This window comes from Priestia sp. JV24 (genome assembly GCF_025910025.1).
Taxonomy (GTDB): Bacteria; Bacillota; Bacilli; order Bacillales; family Bacillaceae_H; genus Priestia; species Priestia megaterium.
Map to the genome: position 1 here is coordinate 334,427 of NZ_JAPCIN010000012.1, position 18,792 is coordinate 353,218.

Sequence of the window (18,792 nt, forward strand, 5' to 3'; positions counted from 1 at the left end):
CATGTCAAACATTACAAAACGTTTTTATAAAGAGCGCGCAGCGTTAAACGTATTAGCAAACAGTATCGAAAATGCCAAAGAAGTATTTGAGGCTGCAGAAGGGCATGTCTTAGTAGGCGTGTTATCCAAGGATTATTCTACTGTTGAAGAAGCAGTAAAAGCAATGAAAGAATACGGAAAAGAAATTGAAGAAGCAGTATCAATCGGTTTAGGCGCTGGAGACAATCGTCAGGCAGCTGTAGTAGCAGAAATTGCAAAGAATTATGCTGGCAGTCATATTAATCAAGTATTTCCTGCTGTTGGAGCAACACGTGCTAATCTAAGTGAAAAGGATAGCTGGATTAATAGTTTAGTGTCCCCAACCGGCAAAGTCGGCTATGTAAATATTTCGACTGGCCCAGTTAGTGCAGCGCATGATGAACAAGCTATTGTACCGGTCAAAACAGCTATTGCCCTAGTACGTGACATGGGAGGAAACGCGCTCAAGTATTTTCCTATGAAAGGGTTAAGCTATGAAGAGGAATTCCGAGCTGTGGCAGACGCTTGCGGGGAAGAAGGATTCGCTTTAGAGCCAACTGGCGGAATTGATAAAGAAAACTTTGAAACAATTTTGCGTATTGCTTTGGAAGCAGACGTTCCAAAAATTATTCCGCATGTTTATTCGTCAATTATTGATCAGAAAACAGGAAAGACAAAAGTAAATGATGTACGTGAGCTTCTTGAAAAGATGAAAAAGTTAGTTGATCAGCATGGCTAAGAATTTTGCAGCATTTGGAGAGGTAATGATGCGTTTACAAGTACCAGGATATGAATTACTTTCTCAAGCTCATACATTAAGCTATTCGTTTTCTGGTACAGGGGTAAATGTAGCGGCGGGGTTAGCTAACTTCGGATATACGGGATATTTGATTTCTGCTTTACCGGATAACGCTGTGGGAGATGCGGCTGTATCTTATCTTAAAAAGTTAGGTATTTCACAGTCATTTATTAAACGCAGCGGAAAACATGTCGGTATGTATTTTTTAGAAAATGGATTTGGGTCCCGATCTAGCCGGGTTACATATACCAACCGTTTAGAAAGCAGCTTCAACAGAGCTCCTGAAGGCATATATGATTTTGAGAATATTGCGGAGAAAGTAGATGTGATGCATTTTTGCGGAATCTCTCTGGCAATGAATGATTCCGTCCGGTTCCATATGAAATCATTTGCCAAAGCGGTAAAAGAACGCGGTGGTATGGTCGTATTTGACTGTAACTACCGTCCGTCTCTATGGGGAGATGGAGGATATGAAAGTGCAAAACCTCATTATGAAGATATGCTGTACCTTGCAGATATCGTAATGATGAATGAACAAGATGCTATGCACATTCTTAAGATGGAAACAGAAGAAACAAGCAGAAGAGAGCAGCTGATGAAACTAATTCCAAAGGTGGCAAAGAAGTACGATCTTTCTGTCGTAGCCGGTACGCACCGATCTATTAATAAGGACAATAAGCACTCTTTGTGCGGTTTTATATATAAAAATCATACATTTACATTTTCTGATACGATTACTTTTTCTGTCTATGATAGAATAGGCGCAGGAGATGCCTATACAAGCGGCATTTTATATGGCGAGTTAGAGGGCTTTTCGACAGAAAAGACTGTTGCATTCGCTGTAACAGCGGGAATGCTTGCTCATACAATCGTAGGCGATACTCCTATGTCATCCCAGCACGATATACAAAAAGCGATGACAGAATCAGTAGGCGATGTAGAAAGGTAGAGGATGTAATAGTGAACGTATCTCGAAAAAAAGGACCATTGTATTTGCAAATAAAAAATATCTTAAAAGATCGAATTTTGCATGGCGTGTATCCCATTCAAACAAATATTCCTTCTGAACCGCAGCTGGAAGAGGAATTTCAAGTAAGTAAAATTACGGTTCGAAATGCTATTAAAGAACTTGTGAAAGATGGATATTTAGAAACAAAAAGCGGTAAAGGAACAAAAGTTATTCGAAATACATCCATTTCAAGGCTGTCAAAAGGAAAACGCTTTACCGAAGTATTGGTGGAAAAAGGGCATATCATTCAAAAAAGGCTGCTTGGGGCAGAGACAATTGAAAATGCACCAGAAACAACTTTATATAAGCTGTTCGGTGAGCAATGCATTCGAATAGAACGTCTTTACTATTTAGATAATGAACCTTATATTCATTACACGCATTATTTAACCATGCAGCGCATGGAAGGGATAGAATTAACACACTTAAATGCACAATCGTTATACGATTTGATTGAAGAACAGGATATTACATTGGAGAAATTTCGAGATCAGTTTGCTGTTGCAAAAGCTGATTCTTATGTAGGCGAAAGACTGAATGTGCAGGCCGGAGAAGCGCTATTAAAAAGATCACGGTATTCATATGATGAAGAAGGAAATATCATCGAATACAGTGAGGGCTATTATAATACAGAGATGCAGCAATACATTGTGAATTACGATATTTAAGAAGTGCGAGAAGAATACATATTCTTTTCGCCTGAAAAAATGAGAGCGTTTACTAAATGGGGAAAAAGAGGAATTTAGTATGGATATGTATCTATTGCTTGTGACATGCCTAGCCATTGTTATTGTTGTATTAGGGGTCTCTTGGTGGAAGTGGCACGCTTTTATCAGCTTAACCGTTGCCAGTTTATTTCTGGCTATTATGTCAGGGCTTTCAATGGACAAAATTGTGGGAGCTTATGAAACAGGAGTCGGCAGTGTTTTAGGTCACCTTGTTGGAATCTTGGCGCTTGGAACGATTTTAGGAAAAATGATGTCAGACTCAGGTGCTGGCATGCAGGTCGCGGAGTTTTTTATTAGGTTTTTTGGAATCAAAAAGTTGCCGTGGGCGATGCTCTTTGCTGGCTTTATAATAGGCATTCCGGTTTTTTTTGAAGTCGGAATTGTTATTTTACTGCCGTTAGTAATTTCTATTCATAAAACAACAAGACAGAATATTCTACTAATTGCACTGCCTGTAATTGCAGGACTATCGATTGTCCACGGTCTGGTGCCCCCCCATCCGGGAGCGATGACAGCCATTGGAATATATAATGCAGACTTAGGAAGAGTTTTGCTCTATTCATTGGTTATTGCTCTTCCAGCAGCAATAGTAGCAGGTCCTGTATTCGCAAAATGGGTGCATAAACGTGTGATTCCTGAAGGGGAACCTGAATTAATTCGTGTCAGCACTTCATCTGAAAAATTACCTAACACAGATATTTCATTTTTCATTATCTTATTACCTGTGTTATTAATGGTGTTATCTGTTATGGCTCCGTATATACCGCTTTCTAGCTTTTTAACTAAATTTTTTGGATTTATCGGCAGCCCTGTCATCGCACTTTTAATTTCTTGCTTTGCCGCATTTTATCTTTTGGGCATGCGTCAGGGAATGAAGAAAGGTGTGATTAAAAAATTAGTGGAAGAATCTTTACTTCCGGTCGGATCTATTATTTTAATTATTGGAGCTGGAGGGGGATTTAAACAAATTTTAATTGATAGCGGTGTAGGTACATCAATTGCTCAAATGTCTGAGCAATTATCGCTTTCTCCTATTGTCTTAGCATTTATGGTAGCAGGATTAATTCGTATTGCTACAGGATCGGCAACCGTTGCATTAACAACAGCTGCGGGCATTGTTTCACCAATCATTGTGCATATGTCTGGAGTCAATCTGGAACTGCTGGTTATTGCGACAGGAGCAGGATCACTAATGTTCTCTCATGTAAATGACGCAGGCTTTTGGCTAGTAAAAGAATATCTAGGTCTAACAGTAAAAGAGACGTTTAAAACATGGACGGTACTAGAAACCCTGCTTTCGTTTATTGCTTTTGGAGGCGTTCTATTATTTGATGTTTTTATTTAAAAATTGCCTCCTTCTGATTATTTTGGAAGGAGGTTTACTAGTTGACTTGAAATATAGTATTTGTAGAATAAGGAGGCAATGTATATGACCTGGTTAAAAGAAATACTTGGAACAGAAAAAGCTATTATTGCTATGTGTCACTTGTTACCGTTGCCCGGAGATCCATATTTTAATAATGAAAAAGGCATGGACTATGTGGTAGAAATGGCAAGAAAGGATTTGCATGCTCTTCAAGAAGGCGGAGTGGATGCCATTATGTTTTCAAATGAGTTTAGCATGCCATATTTAACGGATGTTAAAACGGAAACTGTAGCTGCGATGGCCCGAATTATAGGTGAATTGATGTCGGAAATTAAAGTGCCTTTTGGGGTAAATGTATTGTGGGATGCTAAGAAATCTTTGGATTTAGCGGCTGCTACAGGGGCTAAATTTGTTAGAGAAATTTTTACAGGCGTATATGCAAGTGATTTTGGTACTTGGAATACCAACGTTGGAGAAACAATTAGACATCAGCATCGAATTGGGGCACAAAACGTTAAATTATTATATAATGTTGTCCCTGAATCTGCTGCGTATTTGGCTGAGCGGGAAATTGAAAGTATTGTTGCATCTACGGTATTTAATAATAGACCAGATGCACTATGTGTATCTGGATTAACAGCAGGGGCCAAGACGGACGTGCAGTTATTAATACGCGTAAAGGAGGCTGTTCCCAATACAATTCTACTTGTTAATACAGGAGTTAATTTCACTAATTTCAAAGAACAGTTATCCATTGCTGATGGGGCAGTTGTAGGTACAACATTTAAATACGACGGCAAATTTGAAAACCATGTGGATGTTGATCGTGTAAAAAAATTCATGGACAAAGTAAAAGTTTTTCGTGACAATCTTTAAACGAAAGAAGGGGTAAAGATGAATCAATTAGCTTTTATTTTTGATATGGATGGCGTAATTGTCGACAGTGAACCTGTATACCGCATCCGTAATAAAGATATCTTTAAAAAGCTAGGAATAGAAGTAGATGAGGATACACAGCTCAATTTCATTGGAGGAACAGCTAAAAGAAAATGGACAATATTAAAAGAGCAATTTTCACTGTCCTCACCCAATTTGGAGAATACAAACTATCTGGTCAATTAACTTTTATTGTAGCAACGATTTAATAAAAAACGAGCCTTTTCATATTAATTAGAATCTTAACTATACAAATTAAACGTAAAAACAGCTCTGTAATCGGAGCTGTTTTTTGTTGCCTGAAAAGCTGTTTGTTAGAGATTTAAATAAAAAAAAGAATGTTGGATAGCATAATGATAAGTAAACGTACAATGAGTATGTTCTCTTTTGAACAATAAAAGCACTCAATAAAGCTGAAGAAGCGGAGGGAAGTAACAGTGCCTGACAAACCTAGTATTACCTCAAGTGAAATTGGAACGCTGTGGATGACATATCAGCAGAAAACGTTAATTATTTGCTTGTTAGATTATATGATTGAACATGCGGATGATGAAGATGCTAAAACAATTATGACGGACTTGCGTGAGCAGCTTATTATATACATACGAAAAATAAAAACAATATTTGAAAAAGAAGGAGCCGTAGTGCCAACCGGGCTTTCATCTCAAGACGTAAACGTACAGGCTCCAAAACTATTTACTAATGGATTTGATATTATGTTTCTTCGTGTCATCAAAGAAATTAGTATGGGGATGTATACATTAAGTTTAGGCAAGGCCTACAGAGAAGATGTGGTGAAATTTTATCAGGATTTAACAAAAATTACGCAAGAGTGCTACGATTCCTGTACGCAGTACTTATTGAGAAAAGGAATTTTATCACGCCCACCCTATATTCCAATGCCAACTACCGTTGAGTTTGTTTCAGATAGAAAATATCTGAGCGGCTTAAATGTATTTGCGGACAAAAGAGTACTAAATACGATGGAGCTAGCGCAGATTTATCATGGAGTCGAAACAAACATTGTCGGGATGAAGTTAATGAAGGCTTTTTCTCAAACGGCTAAGGATACCGAAGTGAAAAAGCATTTTTTGAAAGGAAAAGAGGTCAGTAAAAAAATTATTACGCGACTTGAAGAAATAATTATACAAGACGATATTTCACCTTCTGTTGCCTCAACAGGAAGCATAACCACTTCTGAAACGCCTGCTTTTTCGGATCGTTTGATGCTGACATGCGATATTTTACTAAGTAACTTCAGTATCGGAAGTCAGGCGTTTGGAGCAGCATTTAGTTTTCGAAGAGATATTGTGGCTAAAATGATGCTGATAGGAGAAGATGCGTTTCAATATGCAAGCGAAGCAACAGAAATTATGATTAAAAAAGGCTGGCTTGAAGTTCCGCCAAGTATGGATTAGCTAAAATGAAAGCCTCTTTCATGCATTGTAAATGGAAGTTTATATATCTTTACACACCTTTAACCTTTTATTCAAGTTGATTTAACAGACTGCGTGTACAGTTAAGTTATGTCAATAATAAACAGTAAAGGGTGTAAACAATGAAAAAACGTGCAATTGGAGCGGCAGTATTATCAGCGGTAACTGTAGCAGCGCTGGCATTTGGAACAAATTCACCAACAGATGCTAAAGCAGCTAAAGGCGTAAATAACCAAAAAGCTAAAAATGTTATTCTTTTTGTTGGAGACGGTATGGGTACCGACCATCGTGATGCAATCCGACTGGCCGCCGTAGGAGCAAATGGAAAGTTAGCAATGGATGATATGCCGGCAGTAGGGAGAGTCCATACATCTTCAGGAAATTCATTTGTTACGGATTCTGCAGCAGCTGCTACAGCCATGGCTTCAGGAGTTAAAAGTTATAATGGCGCTATTGGCGTAAATATGAAAGGAAAGCCTGTTCAAACAGTTTTAGAAAAAGCAAAATTAGCTGGGAAAACGACGGGGCTTGTGACAACAAGTCAAGTAACAGACGCAACTCCAGCTGCTTTTGGCGCACATGTTAAAGATCGAAGTGCTCAAAGTGACATCGCGAAGCAGTATCTTGAAAACAGTAAGATAGATGTGATTCTAGGTGGCGGAGAAGATTATTGGTACACAAAAGGAAATGAAGGTGCACACTCAGATGCCCCGCCAGAAGATAAAACTGAAGGAAGCAAAGGAACGCAAGGAAACTTAGTAAACAAAGCACAAAAACTTGGGTATACGTACGTTAATAACGAAAATGAATTAAAATATGCTAAGGGAACAAAATTGCTTGGTCTGTTTGCTAATGAAGAAATGTTTCAACAAGCTCCTGAAGGCCAAGGTGATGTGTACAACCCTCAAGTATCTCTAAAAGACATGACAAAAAAAGCAATCAATACGCTATCACAAAATAAAAAAGGGTTCTTTCTTGTAGTAGAAGAGGAGGCCATTGATGAAATGGCTCATAATAATAATGCTGAACTCATGATTAAAGCAGGTAAGCAGCTTGATGATACGGTGAAGATGGCTAAAGCTTATGCTAAAACACACCCAGACACTCTCGTATTAGTAACAGCTGACCATGCAACCGGAGGTTTAGCACTTGAAAAAGTAGACAATAAAGATAACGGTGGAGATGAAGTATCAAAAGAAGATGGGCCATTTGCAATCGCTCATTCAAAAGAGCAGTTCGTTGCGGATTGGACAACTGAAGAGCATACGTCATCAGACGTTCCTTTAAATGCAATGGGTGCCGGCTCAGAAAGATTTACCGGAGTATATGAAAATACGTATTTACATGATGCTCTTCTAAAAGCAATGAATTTAAAATAGGTGAGATAAAAGCACCGTGTTGATTGAATACACTTAGTATGTAAATCAACACGGTGTTTTTGCTTTGTTTGAGCAAGTTATGATGGAGTTTCTTCAAAGGTATGCTACGATAAGAATTATCTTGAATTGAAGAGGTGTCACAATGAAAATAGAAGTTTGGTCAGATTTTGTCTGTCCTTTTTGTTATATTGGAAAGCGCCGATTAGAACAAGCGCTTCAGCAATTTGCACACAAAGATGATGTGCAGGTTGAATTTAAAAGCTTCGAGCTAGATCCAAATGCCCCAGTTAATACTGGCAAAACGATTAATGAAGCTCTTGCTGCTAAATATGGAATGACCATTGAACAAGCAAAACAAGCAAATGAAGGTATCGGGCAGCAGGCAGCTAGTGTGGGCTTATCCTTTAATTTTGACGATATGAAGCCAACTAATACATTTGATGCTCACCGCTTAGCTAAATTTGCAAAAGCTCAAGGAAAAGAAGCAGCCATTACAGAAAAACTCTTATATGCATACTTTACTGAATCAAAACATCTAGGTGAAGAAGAGACGCTGGTTGCTGTTGCAGAAGATGCAGGTCTTGACCGAGAAGAAGCACGTCAAATTCTCGCGGATAAAAACGCATACGCAAATGAAGTGCGCAGTGATGAAGCAACGGCTCAGCAATATGGCATTAGCGGTGTTCCATATTTTGTTGTTAATCAAAAATATGCGATTTCAGGTGCACAGCCAGTCGAAACATTTGTAGGAGCTCTCCAACAAGTATGGGAAGAAGAAAATCCGACTCCCGCTTTGAAGAGCCTTTCTCCAGAAGGCGCAGATGATGCCTTTTGTGCAGATGGTCAATGTGCCGTTCCTGATTCCTCTAAAAACCAACAATAAATAAAAAGCAGAAGCGGAAATTTCGCTTCTGCTTTTTATTTATTTGCAAAAAAATTCACAAAAATACAAACACACGTTCTGTTTTTGTGTTATAATAAGTTTAGAAGCAACAAACCTCGATGAGTAAGCTCCAAAAATAAGCGATTAAAAGTGATCCCACCATGAACTAGCTTCCATTTAATCCTGCAGGGGGAATCTGAATGAAAAGCAAAGTGCGCATTATCCCATTTCAAGTAGTTGAACAATTGAATCAATTTAATGAAGTCCCAGAAGGAGTCGCTCTAATTGGAGCAGAGCAAGTATGGAAGCAAACAAAGGGACGGGGAATAACCATAGCGGTTTTGGATACCGGCTGTGATGTTACACATCCAGATTTGCAGGAGCGAATTATTGGAGGAAAAAACTTTACACAAGATGATCAGCAAAATCCAGATATTTTTCAAGATTATAATGGTCACGGCACTCACGTAGCAGGCACAATTGCAGCAGCGCATAATGGAACGGGTGTTGTAGGAGTGGCTCCTGAAGTGGGCTTACTTATCCTAAAAGTACTTGATGGAAATGGTTCAGGTCAATACGAGTGGATTATTCAAGGTATTAACTACGCCATCGAGCAAAAAGTAGATATCATTTCGATGTCGCTTGGAGGTCCGTCGGATGTGCCTGAGCTGCATGAAGCGATTCAAGATGCTGTTGATCAGAATATTTTAGTTGTCTGCGCAGCGGGAAATGAAGGAGATGGAGAAGGCTCCACAGATGAGTTTGCGTACCCTGGCTCATATAATGAAGTGATTACCGTAGGAGCTGTTGATTTAGAGAAACGATCTTCGGTATTTTCCAACTCAAACAACGAAGTAGATGTAGTAGCTCCGGGAGAGAAGATCGTATCAACTTACTTGAATGGAAAGTATGCCGCACTGAGCGGAACCTCTATGGCAACACCTCACGTAGCAGGGGCCTTAGGATTGATAAAAGTTCTTTCAAATGAAATGTTTGGAAGAGAACTTACAGAACCAGAGCTTTATGCACAGTTAATCAGAAGAACCCTTCCATTAAATGAATCACCAAGAGAAGTAGGAAACGGATTTGTGCACTTGACCGTTGTTGAAAAGCTGTTGCGTGAAATTCAAAGTCAAATGACTTCAGAGGTGATCAGATGAGAAGCAGTTTAGATATGTTAATGATGGAAAAGCAGCAGGCAAAAGCTCTTTATCACGAATACGTAAACAATCGAAGTTATTATGATGAAAAGACGGATGAAGAAAATAAAAATCTTTATTATCAAGATACGCTCTTTGAAAGAGAAGCCATGCAAACTTTGTTAACGGAAACGCATCAGCATTTGCTAAGTTATTCGCCGCATAAATATGTATACCCATGGGTGGATCTACAGGAGAATGGGGAGCTGAAAAGTCTATACTCAGGGAAAGGGATGGATCCGTTAGAAACTATACAGCAAGATATTGATCAACTTCAATCGTTTAGTAACTCCTCTCTTTCAAGCAATGACATACTGCTAAACTGTGAGCACGTTGTCCCGCAATCTTGGTTTGGAAAACATGAGCCTATGAGAGGTGACCTCCATCATTTATTTGCGTGTGAACCTTCTTGCAACAGCCGAAGAGGTAATTCTTCTTATATTGACTTCGCGGATTATACGCCGGAAGTAAAGCAATCAGATGTGAAAGAAGGATGTGGCAAAGCAGAAAAAGGTAAGTTTGAACCTGAATATGGAAAAGGAATTGTGGCTCGATCAACTCTTTATTTTTTAATTCGCTATCATAATAAAATTGACTCTTCGCGAGTAGATCTTCCTCTTTTACTAAAATGGCATGAAGAATTTACTGTTTCACTTTATGAAAAACATCGCAATGCAGCAATCTTTGAGTTGCAAGGCAACCGAAATCCTTTTATCGATTTTCCTGACAAAGCAGGTGCGTTAATGAGTTCTGCTTTCTAAAATAGCGAAGAGCTCCGCTTCAATTCGAAGCGGAGCTCTTTTGGATAATCTAATATGAAAATCCATATTTATCACTTAAAAGGGCGTCCATTTTATTTAATAAGCGAAAATATTCTTCTTGTTCTTCTACACTTAGAGCTGCTAGCATATCTTTTAAAAATCCATTTCGCTTCTCTGTAATCATTGAAACAAGTTTCTTGGATTCATCGGTCAATGAAACCCACACGACTCTCCGGTCTTTTTCGTCTCGCACGCGCTGAATGAGAGATTCTTCTTCCAATTGATTTAATAAGCTAGTTGTAGCGCCCGAGGTTAAGTGAAGTTTATTTGAAATATCTGCTACCATATACTTTGTGCCGCTGGCAATGTAGTTTAAGATATAAAATTTAGTGGGTGTTAAGTGATAAGGCTGTGTTTTTAATGTTTCTTCGACTAAATGTCGCATATATTGAAAAAAAGATGTGTTAATTTGATAAAGGTGTTCAATTTTTGAATCTAAATTGTTATCCATGCTAGCTTCCATCTCCTTGTACACTACGGACGTATATAAACTAACTCTAAAATAAAATGAAACAATTGTAAAGGATGGCAATGATTATCTTTAACCACCATTATTATTTTTAAATTAATACCTTTACGAAAAAATATCTTTATGATAAAGTTATTTAGGTGGTTAACCAAATAGATGATTGTAAAGAAACATATCTCATAATAGATGGAGATAATATCTTTATGAAAAAGCTATATAAAAAAGTAATTTCATTAGTGAAGTATTAAGGAGGAGTAATGAATGTCTAGAAGTCGCTTAATGGTAACAAATTTTATTGGAATCATCGTTATTTTAGCTTTATTAATTGGAGGAGGATATTATTACGTTCAAAAATCCAACTATATTACAACGGATAACGCTAAAGTATCTGGAGATGTATACAATGTAGTTGCACCTGCAGCAGGTAAAGTAGCAAGCTGGACAGTAGAAGAAGGAAATGATGTATCAAAAGATGCTGAAATTGCTAAGATTCAAGCTGAAAAAGGCTCTGTAGCTGCTACAGTACCAGCAGATGGAAAAATTATTCAAACAAACGTAAAAGAAAATCAAATGGTTCAAGCTGGACAGCAAATTGCAACCGAAGTAGATATGAAAGACCTATTTATCGTAGCAAATATTAAAGAAGATCAGCTTAAGGATATTAAAGAAGGCGACGATGTAGATGTAACGGTAGACGGAGACAGCAGTGCAAAAATCGACGGCAAAGTCGAAGAAATTGGATATGCAACCAATTCACTTTCATCTTTAACATCGAACTCAAGCTCAGATGGAAACTACACAAAAGTATCTCAAACGGTTCCTGTAAAAATTTCTATTTCTAATTATTCAGAGCATGTACTGCCAGGTATGAACGCCGAAGTAAAAATTTCGAAAGACTAATTCTTACTACAACAGTTCAAGAAGGGAGGAAATATGATGACAGCCAGTATAGAAAACACAAGTGATGGATCCATCAAAAAGCATATTCCGCTATTGATTGTTTTAATGCTTGGTTTGTTTCTTGCGATATTAAACCAAACGTTACTGAACGTGGCCATCCCGCATTTGATTACTGAGTTTGGCGTAACGGCAAATACAGCTCAGTGGTTGTTAACTGGATATATGCTTGTGAACGGGGCATTAATTCCGCTTTCAGCTTTTTTAATTGAACGATTTGGTGTGCGTCGCTTGTTCTTATTTGCAATGTTTTGTTTTACAGTAGGATCATTGATTTGCGGAATTGCACCTACGTTTTCGATTATGCTTACCGGCCGTTTAATTCAAGCTATTGGCGGAGGTGTCTTATCGCCTCTTGTTATGACTATTATTGTGTTTATTTTCCCTCCTCACATGCGAGGAAAAGGGATGGGGATTTTTGGTTTAGCCATGATGTTCGCACCGGCTATTGGACCAACGTTATCTGGATGGGTTATTCAAAACTATGATTGGCACATCCTTTTTAACGGCATGGTGCCATTAGGTGCCATTGTATTAATTATTGCTTTCTTTCAATTAAAAGACATTCAGCCTCCAAAGGATGTAAAAGTTCACATGCCTTCTGTTGTGACATCACTTGCAGGTATGGGATTATTGCTTTACGGATTTAGTGAAGCTGGAAATGACGGCTGGACGGATTCAGTTGTTCTTTCTACAATCATTGGCGGGGCAGTTCTTTTAATTATATTTGTTCTTCAACAAATTAAATCTGAAAAGCCGCTATTGGATATGCGCGTGTTTAAATATAATATTTTTTCACTATCAAATATTATTAGTATTGCGATTACAATCAGTATGTACGCAGGTATGTTCTTGCTTCCAATTTACTTGCAAAATATCCGCGGATATTCTGCTTTTGATTCAGGGCTGCTGCTGCTTCCTGGCGCACTTGTTATGCTGGTTATGTCGCCGATTTCAGGTACATTGTTTGATAAAGTTGGACCTCGTCCGCTAGCAATCGTTGGTATGCTCATTACATCTATTTCAACGTTTGAATTTACGAAGCTGACGATGGCTACACCGTTTACTCATATTTTAGCGATTTATATTATCCGCTCGTTCGGTATGTCACTCTTAATGATGCCGATTATGACAGCCGGTTTGAATCAGCTTCCGCAGCGACTAAGCAGTCACGGAACATCAATGTCTAATACGCTTCGTCAAGTAAGTGGTTCAATTGGTATTAGTTTAATGACGACCATTTTTACGAATCGTACAACGTATCATGTAAATGAAATCAGCAGTTCCATGAATACGTCTGATCCATTCTTTATGAACAGCTTTCATTTATTTGTACAAAAGGTAGCTGCTACTTTGCATTTATCACAAGATGCGGCTCAGCAGCAAGCGCTGACGATTTTATCTGGAAAAATGACGCAGCAAGGTACGATCCAAGGTATTAACGATGCCTTTTACTGGGCAACAGCAATTTCTGTTATCGGTTTAATTCTAAGTTTCTTCCTTCGTGACGTACGTAAAGATAAAGTAGTCCAAGAAAAGAAATCAGAAGCTCAAGAGGAAGATATTCGTATGCTTCCAGCTCCTAAAAGTATAAATTCATAAGGTGCTATAGAATCAAAAGTTCCTCATAAAAATGTTGGAGAGAAAGGGGTGGTGAGGTGGATGGATCCATTGATATTTGGTGAAGAAATTCAAAGAATTTCAATATCTTTAAACAAAAAAGTAATGACAAATGTAAAAAGCCTTTTACATCATTACGGAATTACCCCTTTTCAATATCATATTTTACTGATTGTTGAACGTGCACGTACAATGCCTGTCACCAAAGTGGCAGACGAGATAAAGGCGAGCCCAAGTGTTATTACAGCATCGATTACACGTTTGTATGAATTGAATCTTGTGGAGCGCTACCATTCAAAAAGAGATCGGCGTAAAGTTATGGTCGAGCTTACAAACAAAGGGAAACAAGTGATTCAAGCTGCTGAAAAAGACATGCAGCAAGGGGTTGAAAAACTGTTTGCTTGCTATAAAGAAGAAGAACAGCAGCAATTTCTCACGCTCTGTCGACAGCTAGATGAACATGTGACTTGAACTTGAGTAGAAAAAAGTATATTGAGTTAAGCGGAGTGAGTGTAAATGAATAAAGAAATGGTAAAAAACATTCGGAAAAACTACAATATGAATCAGCGAAACTTTGCTCAAGCAGTGAACTGCAGCTTTTCTTTAATTGCACTGGTTGAAGTGGGGAAGCGAAGAGTAACAAAAAACTTGGAAGACAAAATTAAGCAAGCATTTCAATTGAACGATGATGATTTAAAAACACTGCAAGGTTAATACAAAAAGTAGGTGTGAAACGAGCGCACCTACTTTTTTTCGTCTTGTTTTTTTGTAAGCGGATCTACCGTATGTTTGTAATCATAAGCTTTCGAAGTAGTAACTATGCATAGCAGTAAAATAACAAATACAATGATAATAGAGAGTGTAATAATGATGATCATATAAAACGTCCTTTCTTTTTCTTATTACGTATGCTTTCGGTCTTATTGGTAAAATTCCTTCTTTCTCCACATAGTGCAGAAACGACAAACGCATACTAGTAACAGTCTAGAATAAAGGAGTGTTTATAATGAATGAAAAAGAGTTGAAAAAACAATTAAAAAAGGTAGCGGATTATCCTGCATCTAAAGCAGATGGAGTAGACGAAGAGTTTTCTCGTGAATTAGCAGACCAAGACGATTTAGAAGCTCAGGCTAGAGCGAACGCTGCAGATGAGAGACAAAAAAAGCAAAAATAAAGCTGAGATAAAAGTATTTTAGCCCAAGTGAAAAACGACCCACTAATTGAAATGTTTGATTAGTGGGTCGTTATTTCTCAGCCTCGTTTATTATCTTTTCAAAAGCAAATAAATAAAGTAAGGAGCACCGATTACGGCAGCAATAATTCCTGCTGGTAGACCGTTAGGATCGGCAATGTTATGTCCTATTGTATCTGCAATCAGCAAAAGCCAGCCGCCAAGTAAAATAGCAACGGGAATAAAAAGCTGGTTTCTCGGTCCGACTAAGCCTTTGGCAATATGAGGAGCAAGAAGCCCAATAAAGGCAACCCCGCCTGTAACTGAAACTGCGGCTGCCGCTAATGCAACCGCTGCTAAAAGCAATGTTACACGTTCTTTCTCTATAGCGATGCCGACTCCAATAGCTGCAGCTTCATTTAAGTTAAAAATATTTAATGAATTTGCTTTGTACAATATAAAAGGAATCAAGACAAGAAGCCAAGGCAGAAGTGCCCATATAAAAGGCCAGTCTGTCCCCAAAATGTTTCCTGCAATCCATTTAGCAATAAAATCAACTTTAGCATGATCAGCTGATGACATAATCACCACCATCATTCCAGAAAGAGCCATCGAAAAACCTACGCCTGTTAAAATAAACTTTACAGGCTGCAGCCCTTGGCTTTTACTATATGCACAAAGGTAGATAAGGCCAGCTGTAAACAAGGCGCCGATGAACCCTACTAACGGAAGAGCATACACGAAAGAGCCAGCTTCAATTGGAAAAAATAAAAAGAATACGGCAATTGCGACGCCTGCTCCCGAATTAATTCCTATAATTCCAGGTTCCGCTAAATCATTGCGCGTAACACCTTGTAAGATAGCGCCTGATAAAGCTAGAGCCATTCCTGCTAAAAGAGTAATGATAATTCGCGGAAGTCGAATTGAAAAAAGAACAAACTCATCCGCAAAATTCCCTTTGCCAAAAAGAGTAGGAAACACTTTATTATAAGGAAGGGAGGCAGCACCAAGCCCCACTCCTATCACAATCGTTCCAAGAATCAAAACAGTGAGCAGCATCATAATTATTCGTTGTTTTCTAATAAGGGCTGGGTGGATCATGAGAATGCTTTTCCTCCTTTACGAACAATGATTAAAAAGAAAGGTAAACCAATCATGGATACAACTGCTGCTATTGGTGTTTCATAAGGCGCACTTACGGTTCGGCCCAACGTATCAGCGAGCAGCATAAACGCTGCGCCAGTGATAGCCGACATAGGGATAATATAACGATAGTCGGTTCCTACAATTCCTCGTACAATATGAGGAATCATCAAGCCGATAAACACCATGTTTCCGACTAGCGCAACAGAAGCACCTGCAAGAAGAACCATGACAACAAATAAAATGGTTTTGACCTTTGTTGTTTGCTGACCTAACCCCATAGCAACTTCTTCATTTAAACTTAAAATAGTAAGCTGCCGAGAAAGCAAAAGGGCAATGAATATACCTCCGACAATAAAGGGAACAATGATTTGAAGCTGTTCCCAAGAAGTGCCTACCATTCCGCCAGCAGTCCACATCGATACATCTTTTGAAATTTTAAAATAAATACCGACGCCTTCTCCAATCGCATAAAGAAACGCTGAAACGGCAGCCCCGGCTAGTACAATTCGAAGCGGAGAAAAACCACCTCTTTTTATAGCGGCAATTCCAAACACCAAAATTGCGCCAACCGCAGCTCCAATAAAGCAAGCAATCGTAATACCTAAATAATTTACAGAAGGGATAAAGGCAATGGTTACAGCTAAAGCTGCATTTGCGCCAGAAGTTAAGCCTAAAAGTCCTGGATCTGCAAGAGGATTTTTTGTCATACCTTGCATAATCGCCCCTGATACTGATAAAGCAGCGCCAACAAAAGCAGCGGCGATTTCACGAGGTAGGCGAATATCTCGGATGATCGAAATCTGTTCGTTTACACTGCTTGATGAAAGTGCTAGCCACACATCTTTTATCGATATGTCAGCAGCACCAAAAACCATGGAAAGACCAAACATTACGATGAATACGAGCAGCATACCTATTAATTTATATAAGAAAGGAATGAACCGCTGATTGTCTATTTTCATAAAACACCCATCTTTTCATATAAGAATAAATTTAGTAAAACAAAGTAAGAGGAATTCTAAAAAGAATTCCTCTTGAATGAATTACTTGCCAAGAAATTTTTGAGTAAAGAAATCTAGTTGATAATCTAATGTGATTGGATCATTAAAATAAAATTCTTTTGCATTTGCTTCAAATACGTGATTATTCTTTACAGCAGGAATATTTTTGTACGTATCTGTTTTCTCAAATGATGTATCTCCATCTTGGTTTTTGCTGAAGATTAAATAATCTCCGGCATATTCAGGAAGAACTTCTGGCGAAATCGCATAGTATCCATCTTTCAAAGCCATTTTCTTTACTTTCTCTGGCATTTTTAATTTCATTTCTTGATAAAGAATTTCCGTTCCGCGTCCCCAGTTATCGCCAAACACATACAACTGCTTGTCAAAGTTCTCAATAACTGAAACCGTGGTATCTTCGCCAATTTTAGCTTTGATGTCAGAACCAGCTTTTGCCGTACGCTTTTTAAAATCGTTTACCCATGACTGTGCTTCTTTTTCTTTATTTAATAGTTTTCCGATTTCTACATGCTGAGTAAGGTAATCTACTTTATCGTATGTATACGTAACGGTAGGAGCAATTTTTTTCAATTTATCAACGTTTTTTGTAGTAGATAAGCCAATAATTAGGTCGGGCTTTAATTTAATGATCTTTTCTAAATTTTCATCTGATACTTCTTCAACGCCTTTTAATTTCTTTTCAAAGCGGGGATTCATTTTAGACCACGAATCAACTCCGACAATATTGACACCTAACGACATGACGTTACCTGCGTAAGAGCCTAACACTACGACACGTTTCGGGTTAGCCGGAACTTTTACAGGACCGTCTTCAGATTGATATGTGATTGTCTTGGATCCGCTGTTTCCTTTATTAGAATCGTTTTTGCTTTCAGTTGAACCGCTGCTGCAGGCACTAATAAGTAGTACGAATATGAGCATGAATGGAAGCAGTAATTTTTTCATTTAGTTATCTCCTCTTAATAAGTTATACGTGATGCACATTGGTTTATTGGTTCTCGGGTCTCGTCCGATTTCAGCGTCGATATGAAACACTTTTTTTAGAACGTCATGCGTAATAACTTCGTTACACGTTCCAGCTTTAACAATTTCTCCATCTTTTAAAGCGATAATATAATCTGCAAAGCGAGCGGCTTGATTTAAATCGTGAAGCACCATTACGACGGTACGTTCTTGCTCTTTGTTTAGTTTTTGAAGCAGCTCAAGCACTTCTAACTGATGGGCCATATCTAAGTAGGTAGTCGGCTCGTCGAGGAATATAATGTCGGTTTCTTGAGCTAAAGCCATTGCAATCCACACTCGCTGACGTTGACCGCCTGAAAGAGAGTCAACGAGACGAAACTTGTAGTCTTTTATGCCGGTGACTTCAAGCGCCCAGTCAATCGTTTGATAGTCTTCTTTTGATAGACGTCCAAAACCTTTTTGATAGGGAAAGCGCCCATAAGACACGAGCTCGCCAACAGTCAACCCACTGGCACTTTCCGGCGTTTGAGGGAGAATGGCCATTTTTTTAGCGAGTGATTTTGTATGTTCTTTTGAAATGTTTTCCCCATCTAAAATAACGGAACCAGATTGATGAGAAATAATGCGGGTAATGGCTTTTAAAAGCGTTGATTTGCCGCATCCGTTGGAACCAATAATCGTTGTAATCTTTTTGTCTGGAATGTTAACGCTTAAATTCTTTACTATTAGACGTTCACCATAACTAATATGTAATTTCTCTGTATATAGGCGAACCATATCTGAACCTCCGTTTATATTTAATACAACAAATATATGATAATGATTATCAATATCGTTTTCTTTACATACTATAATTCGAACGTTTTCGTA

22 protein-coding genes are annotated in these 18,792 nt (G+C 38.3%); 16 read left to right on the forward strand and 6 right to left on the reverse strand.

Going from position 1 to position 18,792, the window contains the following annotated elements:
* Nucleotide 1 precedes the first annotated feature (1 nt).
* From dagF to OK414_RS07445, 11 genes are all read left to right on the forward strand, one after another.
* On the forward strand, nucleotides 2-757 hold the full coding sequence (dagF, locus tag OK414_RS07395; protein ID WP_095379883.1) for a 2-dehydro-3-deoxy-phosphogluconate aldolase: 756 nt from the start codon (nucleotides 2-4) through the stop codon (nucleotides 755-757).
* Nucleotides 750-1,766, forward strand: a complete 1,017-nt coding sequence (locus OK414_RS07400; protein WP_095379995.1) for a sugar kinase — start codon at nucleotides 750-752, stop codon at nucleotides 1,764-1,766. Before dagF ends, OK414_RS07400 begins: the two co-directional genes overlap by 8 nt.
* Nucleotides 1,767-1,777: 11 nt before the next feature.
* Nucleotides 1,778-2,494 (forward strand): GntR family transcriptional regulator, encoded by a 717-nt coding sequence (locus tag OK414_RS07405; protein ID WP_016763538.1) that lies wholly within the window; start codon nucleotides 1,778-1,780, stop codon nucleotides 2,492-2,494.
* A 79-nt stretch (nucleotides 2,495-2,573) separates the two neighbouring features.
* Entirely contained in the window at nucleotides 2,574-3,899 is a 1,326-nt protein-coding gene (locus tag OK414_RS07410) for a GntP family permease (protein ID WP_263045403.1), read from the forward strand.
* An 84-nt stretch (nucleotides 3,900-3,983) separates the two neighbouring features.
* Nucleotides 3,984-4,796, forward strand: a complete 813-nt coding sequence (locus tag OK414_RS07415) for a BtpA/SgcQ family protein (RefSeq protein ID WP_016763540.1) — start codon at nucleotides 3,984-3,986, stop codon at nucleotides 4,794-4,796.
* A gap of 18 nt (nucleotides 4,797-4,814) precedes the next feature.
* Nucleotides 4,815-5,042: an HAD family phosphatase gene (locus OK414_RS07420; RefSeq protein WP_016763541.1), complete on the forward strand. Its 228-nt coding sequence runs from the start codon at nucleotides 4,815-4,817 to the stop codon at nucleotides 5,040-5,042.
* A 251-nt stretch (nucleotides 5,043-5,293) separates the two neighbouring features.
* Entirely contained in the window at nucleotides 5,294-6,274 is a 981-nt protein-coding gene (locus OK414_RS07425; protein ID WP_013082423.1) for a DUF3231 family protein, read from the forward strand.
* 140 nt (nucleotides 6,275-6,414) lie between these two features.
* Nucleotides 6,415-7,671, forward strand: a complete 1,257-nt coding sequence (locus OK414_RS07430) for an alkaline phosphatase (protein WP_074894509.1) — start codon at nucleotides 6,415-6,417, stop codon at nucleotides 7,669-7,671.
* A gap of 142 nt (nucleotides 7,672-7,813) precedes the next feature.
* Nucleotides 7,814-8,554 carry a DsbA family oxidoreductase gene (locus OK414_RS07435; protein ID WP_034653288.1) on the forward strand — a complete coding sequence of 247 codons (741 nt, stop codon included), beginning with the start codon at nucleotides 7,814-7,816 and terminating at the stop codon, nucleotides 8,552-8,554.
* A 200-nt stretch (nucleotides 8,555-8,754) separates the two neighbouring features.
* The gene (locus OK414_RS07440; protein ID WP_047930890.1) at nucleotides 8,755-9,714 is read left to right on the forward strand and encodes a S8 family peptidase; all 960 of its coding nucleotides are present in this window, start codon (nucleotides 8,755-8,757) and stop codon (nucleotides 9,712-9,714) included.
* Nucleotides 9,711-10,514: an endonuclease I family protein gene (locus OK414_RS07445; RefSeq protein ID WP_047930889.1), complete on the forward strand. Its 804-nt coding sequence runs from the start codon at nucleotides 9,711-9,713 to the stop codon at nucleotides 10,512-10,514. The genes OK414_RS07440 and OK414_RS07445 overlap by 4 nt, the downstream gene beginning before the upstream one ends.
* A 49-nt stretch (nucleotides 10,515-10,563) precedes the next feature.
* Here OK414_RS07445 and OK414_RS07450 read toward each other — a convergent pair whose 3' ends face one another.
* Complete coding sequence (locus OK414_RS07450) at nucleotides 10,564-11,025, reverse strand: MarR family winged helix-turn-helix transcriptional regulator (protein ID WP_016763546.1); 462 nt, start codon at nucleotides 11,023-11,025, stop codon at nucleotides 10,564-10,566.
* A gap of 279 nt (nucleotides 11,026-11,304) precedes the next feature.
* Here OK414_RS07450 and OK414_RS07455 point away from each other — a divergent pair, with 279 nt between their 5' ends.
* Genes OK414_RS07455 through OK414_RS07470 form a run of 4 tightly spaced genes read left to right on the forward strand, consistent with a single transcriptional unit; the run spans nucleotide 11,305 to nucleotide 14,334 of the window.
* On the forward strand, nucleotides 11,305-11,943 hold the full coding sequence (locus OK414_RS07455) for an HlyD family efflux transporter periplasmic adaptor subunit (RefSeq protein WP_013056227.1): 639 nt from the start codon (nucleotides 11,305-11,307) through the stop codon (nucleotides 11,941-11,943).
* A gap of 33 nt (nucleotides 11,944-11,976) precedes the next feature.
* Entirely contained in the window at nucleotides 11,977-13,602 is a 1,626-nt protein-coding gene (locus tag OK414_RS07460; protein ID WP_034653282.1) for a DHA2 family efflux MFS transporter permease subunit, read from the forward strand.
* A gap of 60 nt (nucleotides 13,603-13,662) precedes the next feature.
* Nucleotides 13,663-14,091, forward strand: a complete 429-nt coding sequence (locus tag OK414_RS07465) for a MarR family winged helix-turn-helix transcriptional regulator (protein WP_034653280.1) — start codon at nucleotides 13,663-13,665, stop codon at nucleotides 14,089-14,091.
* 45 nt (nucleotides 14,092-14,136) lie between these two features.
* On the forward strand, nucleotides 14,137-14,334 hold the full coding sequence (locus OK414_RS07470) for a helix-turn-helix domain-containing protein (protein WP_016763549.1): 198 nt from the start codon (nucleotides 14,137-14,139) through the stop codon (nucleotides 14,332-14,334).
* Between the two features lie 29 nt (nucleotides 14,335-14,363).
* Here OK414_RS07470 and ytzI read toward each other — a convergent pair whose 3' ends face one another.
* The gene (gene ytzI / locus OK414_RS07475) at nucleotides 14,364-14,498 is read right to left on the reverse strand and encodes a YtzI protein (RefSeq protein ID WP_016763550.1); all 135 of its coding nucleotides are present in this window, start codon (nucleotides 14,496-14,498) and stop codon (nucleotides 14,364-14,366) included.
* A gap of 128 nt (nucleotides 14,499-14,626) precedes the next feature.
* On the opposite strand from ytzI, the gene OK414_RS07480 reads away from it, so the two are divergent.
* The gene (locus OK414_RS07480; protein WP_013082434.1) at nucleotides 14,627-14,794 is read left to right on the forward strand and encodes a YfhD family protein; all 168 of its coding nucleotides are present in this window, start codon (nucleotides 14,627-14,629) and stop codon (nucleotides 14,792-14,794) included.
* Nucleotides 14,795-14,884: 90 nt separating this feature from the next.
* Here OK414_RS07480 and OK414_RS07485 read toward each other — a convergent pair whose 3' ends face one another.
* From OK414_RS07485 to OK414_RS07500, 4 genes are all read right to left on the reverse strand, one after another.
* A complete protein-coding gene (locus OK414_RS07485) occupies nucleotides 14,885-15,892 on the reverse strand; it encodes a FecCD family ABC transporter permease (RefSeq protein ID WP_263045402.1) in 1,008 nt (335 codons plus the stop codon).
* Nucleotides 15,889-16,899 (reverse strand): FecCD family ABC transporter permease, encoded by a 1,011-nt coding sequence (locus OK414_RS07490; protein WP_263045401.1) that lies wholly within the window; start codon nucleotides 16,897-16,899, stop codon nucleotides 15,889-15,891. Before OK414_RS07490 ends, OK414_RS07485 begins: the two co-directional genes overlap by 4 nt.
* An 81-nt stretch (nucleotides 16,900-16,980) precedes the next feature.
* Nucleotides 16,981-17,904 (reverse strand): iron-hydroxamate ABC transporter substrate-binding protein, encoded by a 924-nt coding sequence (locus OK414_RS07495; protein ID WP_016763553.1) that lies wholly within the window; start codon nucleotides 17,902-17,904, stop codon nucleotides 16,981-16,983.
* On the reverse strand, nucleotides 17,905-18,699 hold the full coding sequence (locus tag OK414_RS07500; protein ID WP_034653274.1) for an ABC transporter ATP-binding protein: 795 nt from the start codon (nucleotides 18,697-18,699) through the stop codon (nucleotides 17,905-17,907).
* Between the last annotated feature and the right edge of the window lie 93 nt (nucleotides 18,700-18,792).

Coding starts and splice junctions, on each gene's coding strand:
- dagF (WP_095379883.1), top strand. CDS start 2: ATGTCAAACATTACAAAACGTTTTTATAAAGAGCGCGCAGCGTTAAAC.
- OK414_RS07400 (WP_095379995.1), top strand. CDS start 750: ATGGCTAAGAATTTTGCAGCATTTGGAGAGGTAATGATGCGTTTACAA.
- OK414_RS07410 (WP_263045403.1), top strand. CDS start 2,574: ATGGATATGTATCTATTGCTTGTGACATGCCTAGCCATTGTTATTGTT.
- OK414_RS07415 (WP_016763540.1), top strand. CDS start 3,984: ATGACCTGGTTAAAAGAAATACTTGGAACAGAAAAAGCTATTATTGCT.
- OK414_RS07420 (WP_016763541.1), top strand. CDS start 4,815: ATGAATCAATTAGCTTTTATTTTTGATATGGATGGCGTAATTGTCGAC.
- OK414_RS07430 (WP_074894509.1), top strand. CDS start 6,415: ATGAAAAAACGTGCAATTGGAGCGGCAGTATTATCAGCGGTAACTGTA.
- OK414_RS07435 (WP_034653288.1), top strand. CDS start 7,814: ATGAAAATAGAAGTTTGGTCAGATTTTGTCTGTCCTTTTTGTTATATT.
- OK414_RS07440 (WP_047930890.1), top strand. CDS start 8,755: ATGAAAAGCAAAGTGCGCATTATCCCATTTCAAGTAGTTGAACAATTG.
- OK414_RS07445 (WP_047930889.1), top strand. CDS start 9,711: ATGAGAAGCAGTTTAGATATGTTAATGATGGAAAAGCAGCAGGCAAAA.
- OK414_RS07450 (WP_016763546.1), bottom strand. CDS start 11,025: ATGGATAACAATTTAGATTCAAAAATTGAACACCTTTATCAAATTAAC.
- OK414_RS07455 (WP_013056227.1), top strand. CDS start 11,305: ATGTCTAGAAGTCGCTTAATGGTAACAAATTTTATTGGAATCATCGTT.
- OK414_RS07460 (WP_034653282.1), top strand. CDS start 11,977: ATGATGACAGCCAGTATAGAAAACACAAGTGATGGATCCATCAAAAAG.
- OK414_RS07465 (WP_034653280.1), top strand. CDS start 13,663: ATGGATCCATTGATATTTGGTGAAGAAATTCAAAGAATTTCAATATCT.
- OK414_RS07470 (WP_016763549.1), top strand. CDS start 14,137: ATGAATAAAGAAATGGTAAAAAACATTCGGAAAAACTACAATATGAAT.
- ytzI (WP_016763550.1), bottom strand. CDS start 14,498: ATGATCATCATTATTACACTCTCTATTATCATTGTATTTGTTATTTTA.
- OK414_RS07480 (WP_013082434.1), top strand. CDS start 14,627: ATGAATGAAAAAGAGTTGAAAAAACAATTAAAAAAGGTAGCGGATTAT.
- OK414_RS07485 (WP_263045402.1), bottom strand. CDS start 15,892: ATGATCCACCCAGCCCTTATTAGAAAACAACGAATAATTATGATGCTG.
- OK414_RS07490 (WP_263045401.1), bottom strand. CDS start 16,899: ATGAAAATAGACAATCAGCGGTTCATTCCTTTCTTATATAAATTAATA.
- OK414_RS07495 (WP_016763553.1), bottom strand. CDS start 17,904: ATGAAAAAATTACTGCTTCCATTCATGCTCATATTCGTACTACTTATT.
- OK414_RS07500 (WP_034653274.1), bottom strand. CDS start 18,699: ATGGTTCGCCTATATACAGAGAAATTACATATTAGTTATGGTGAACGT.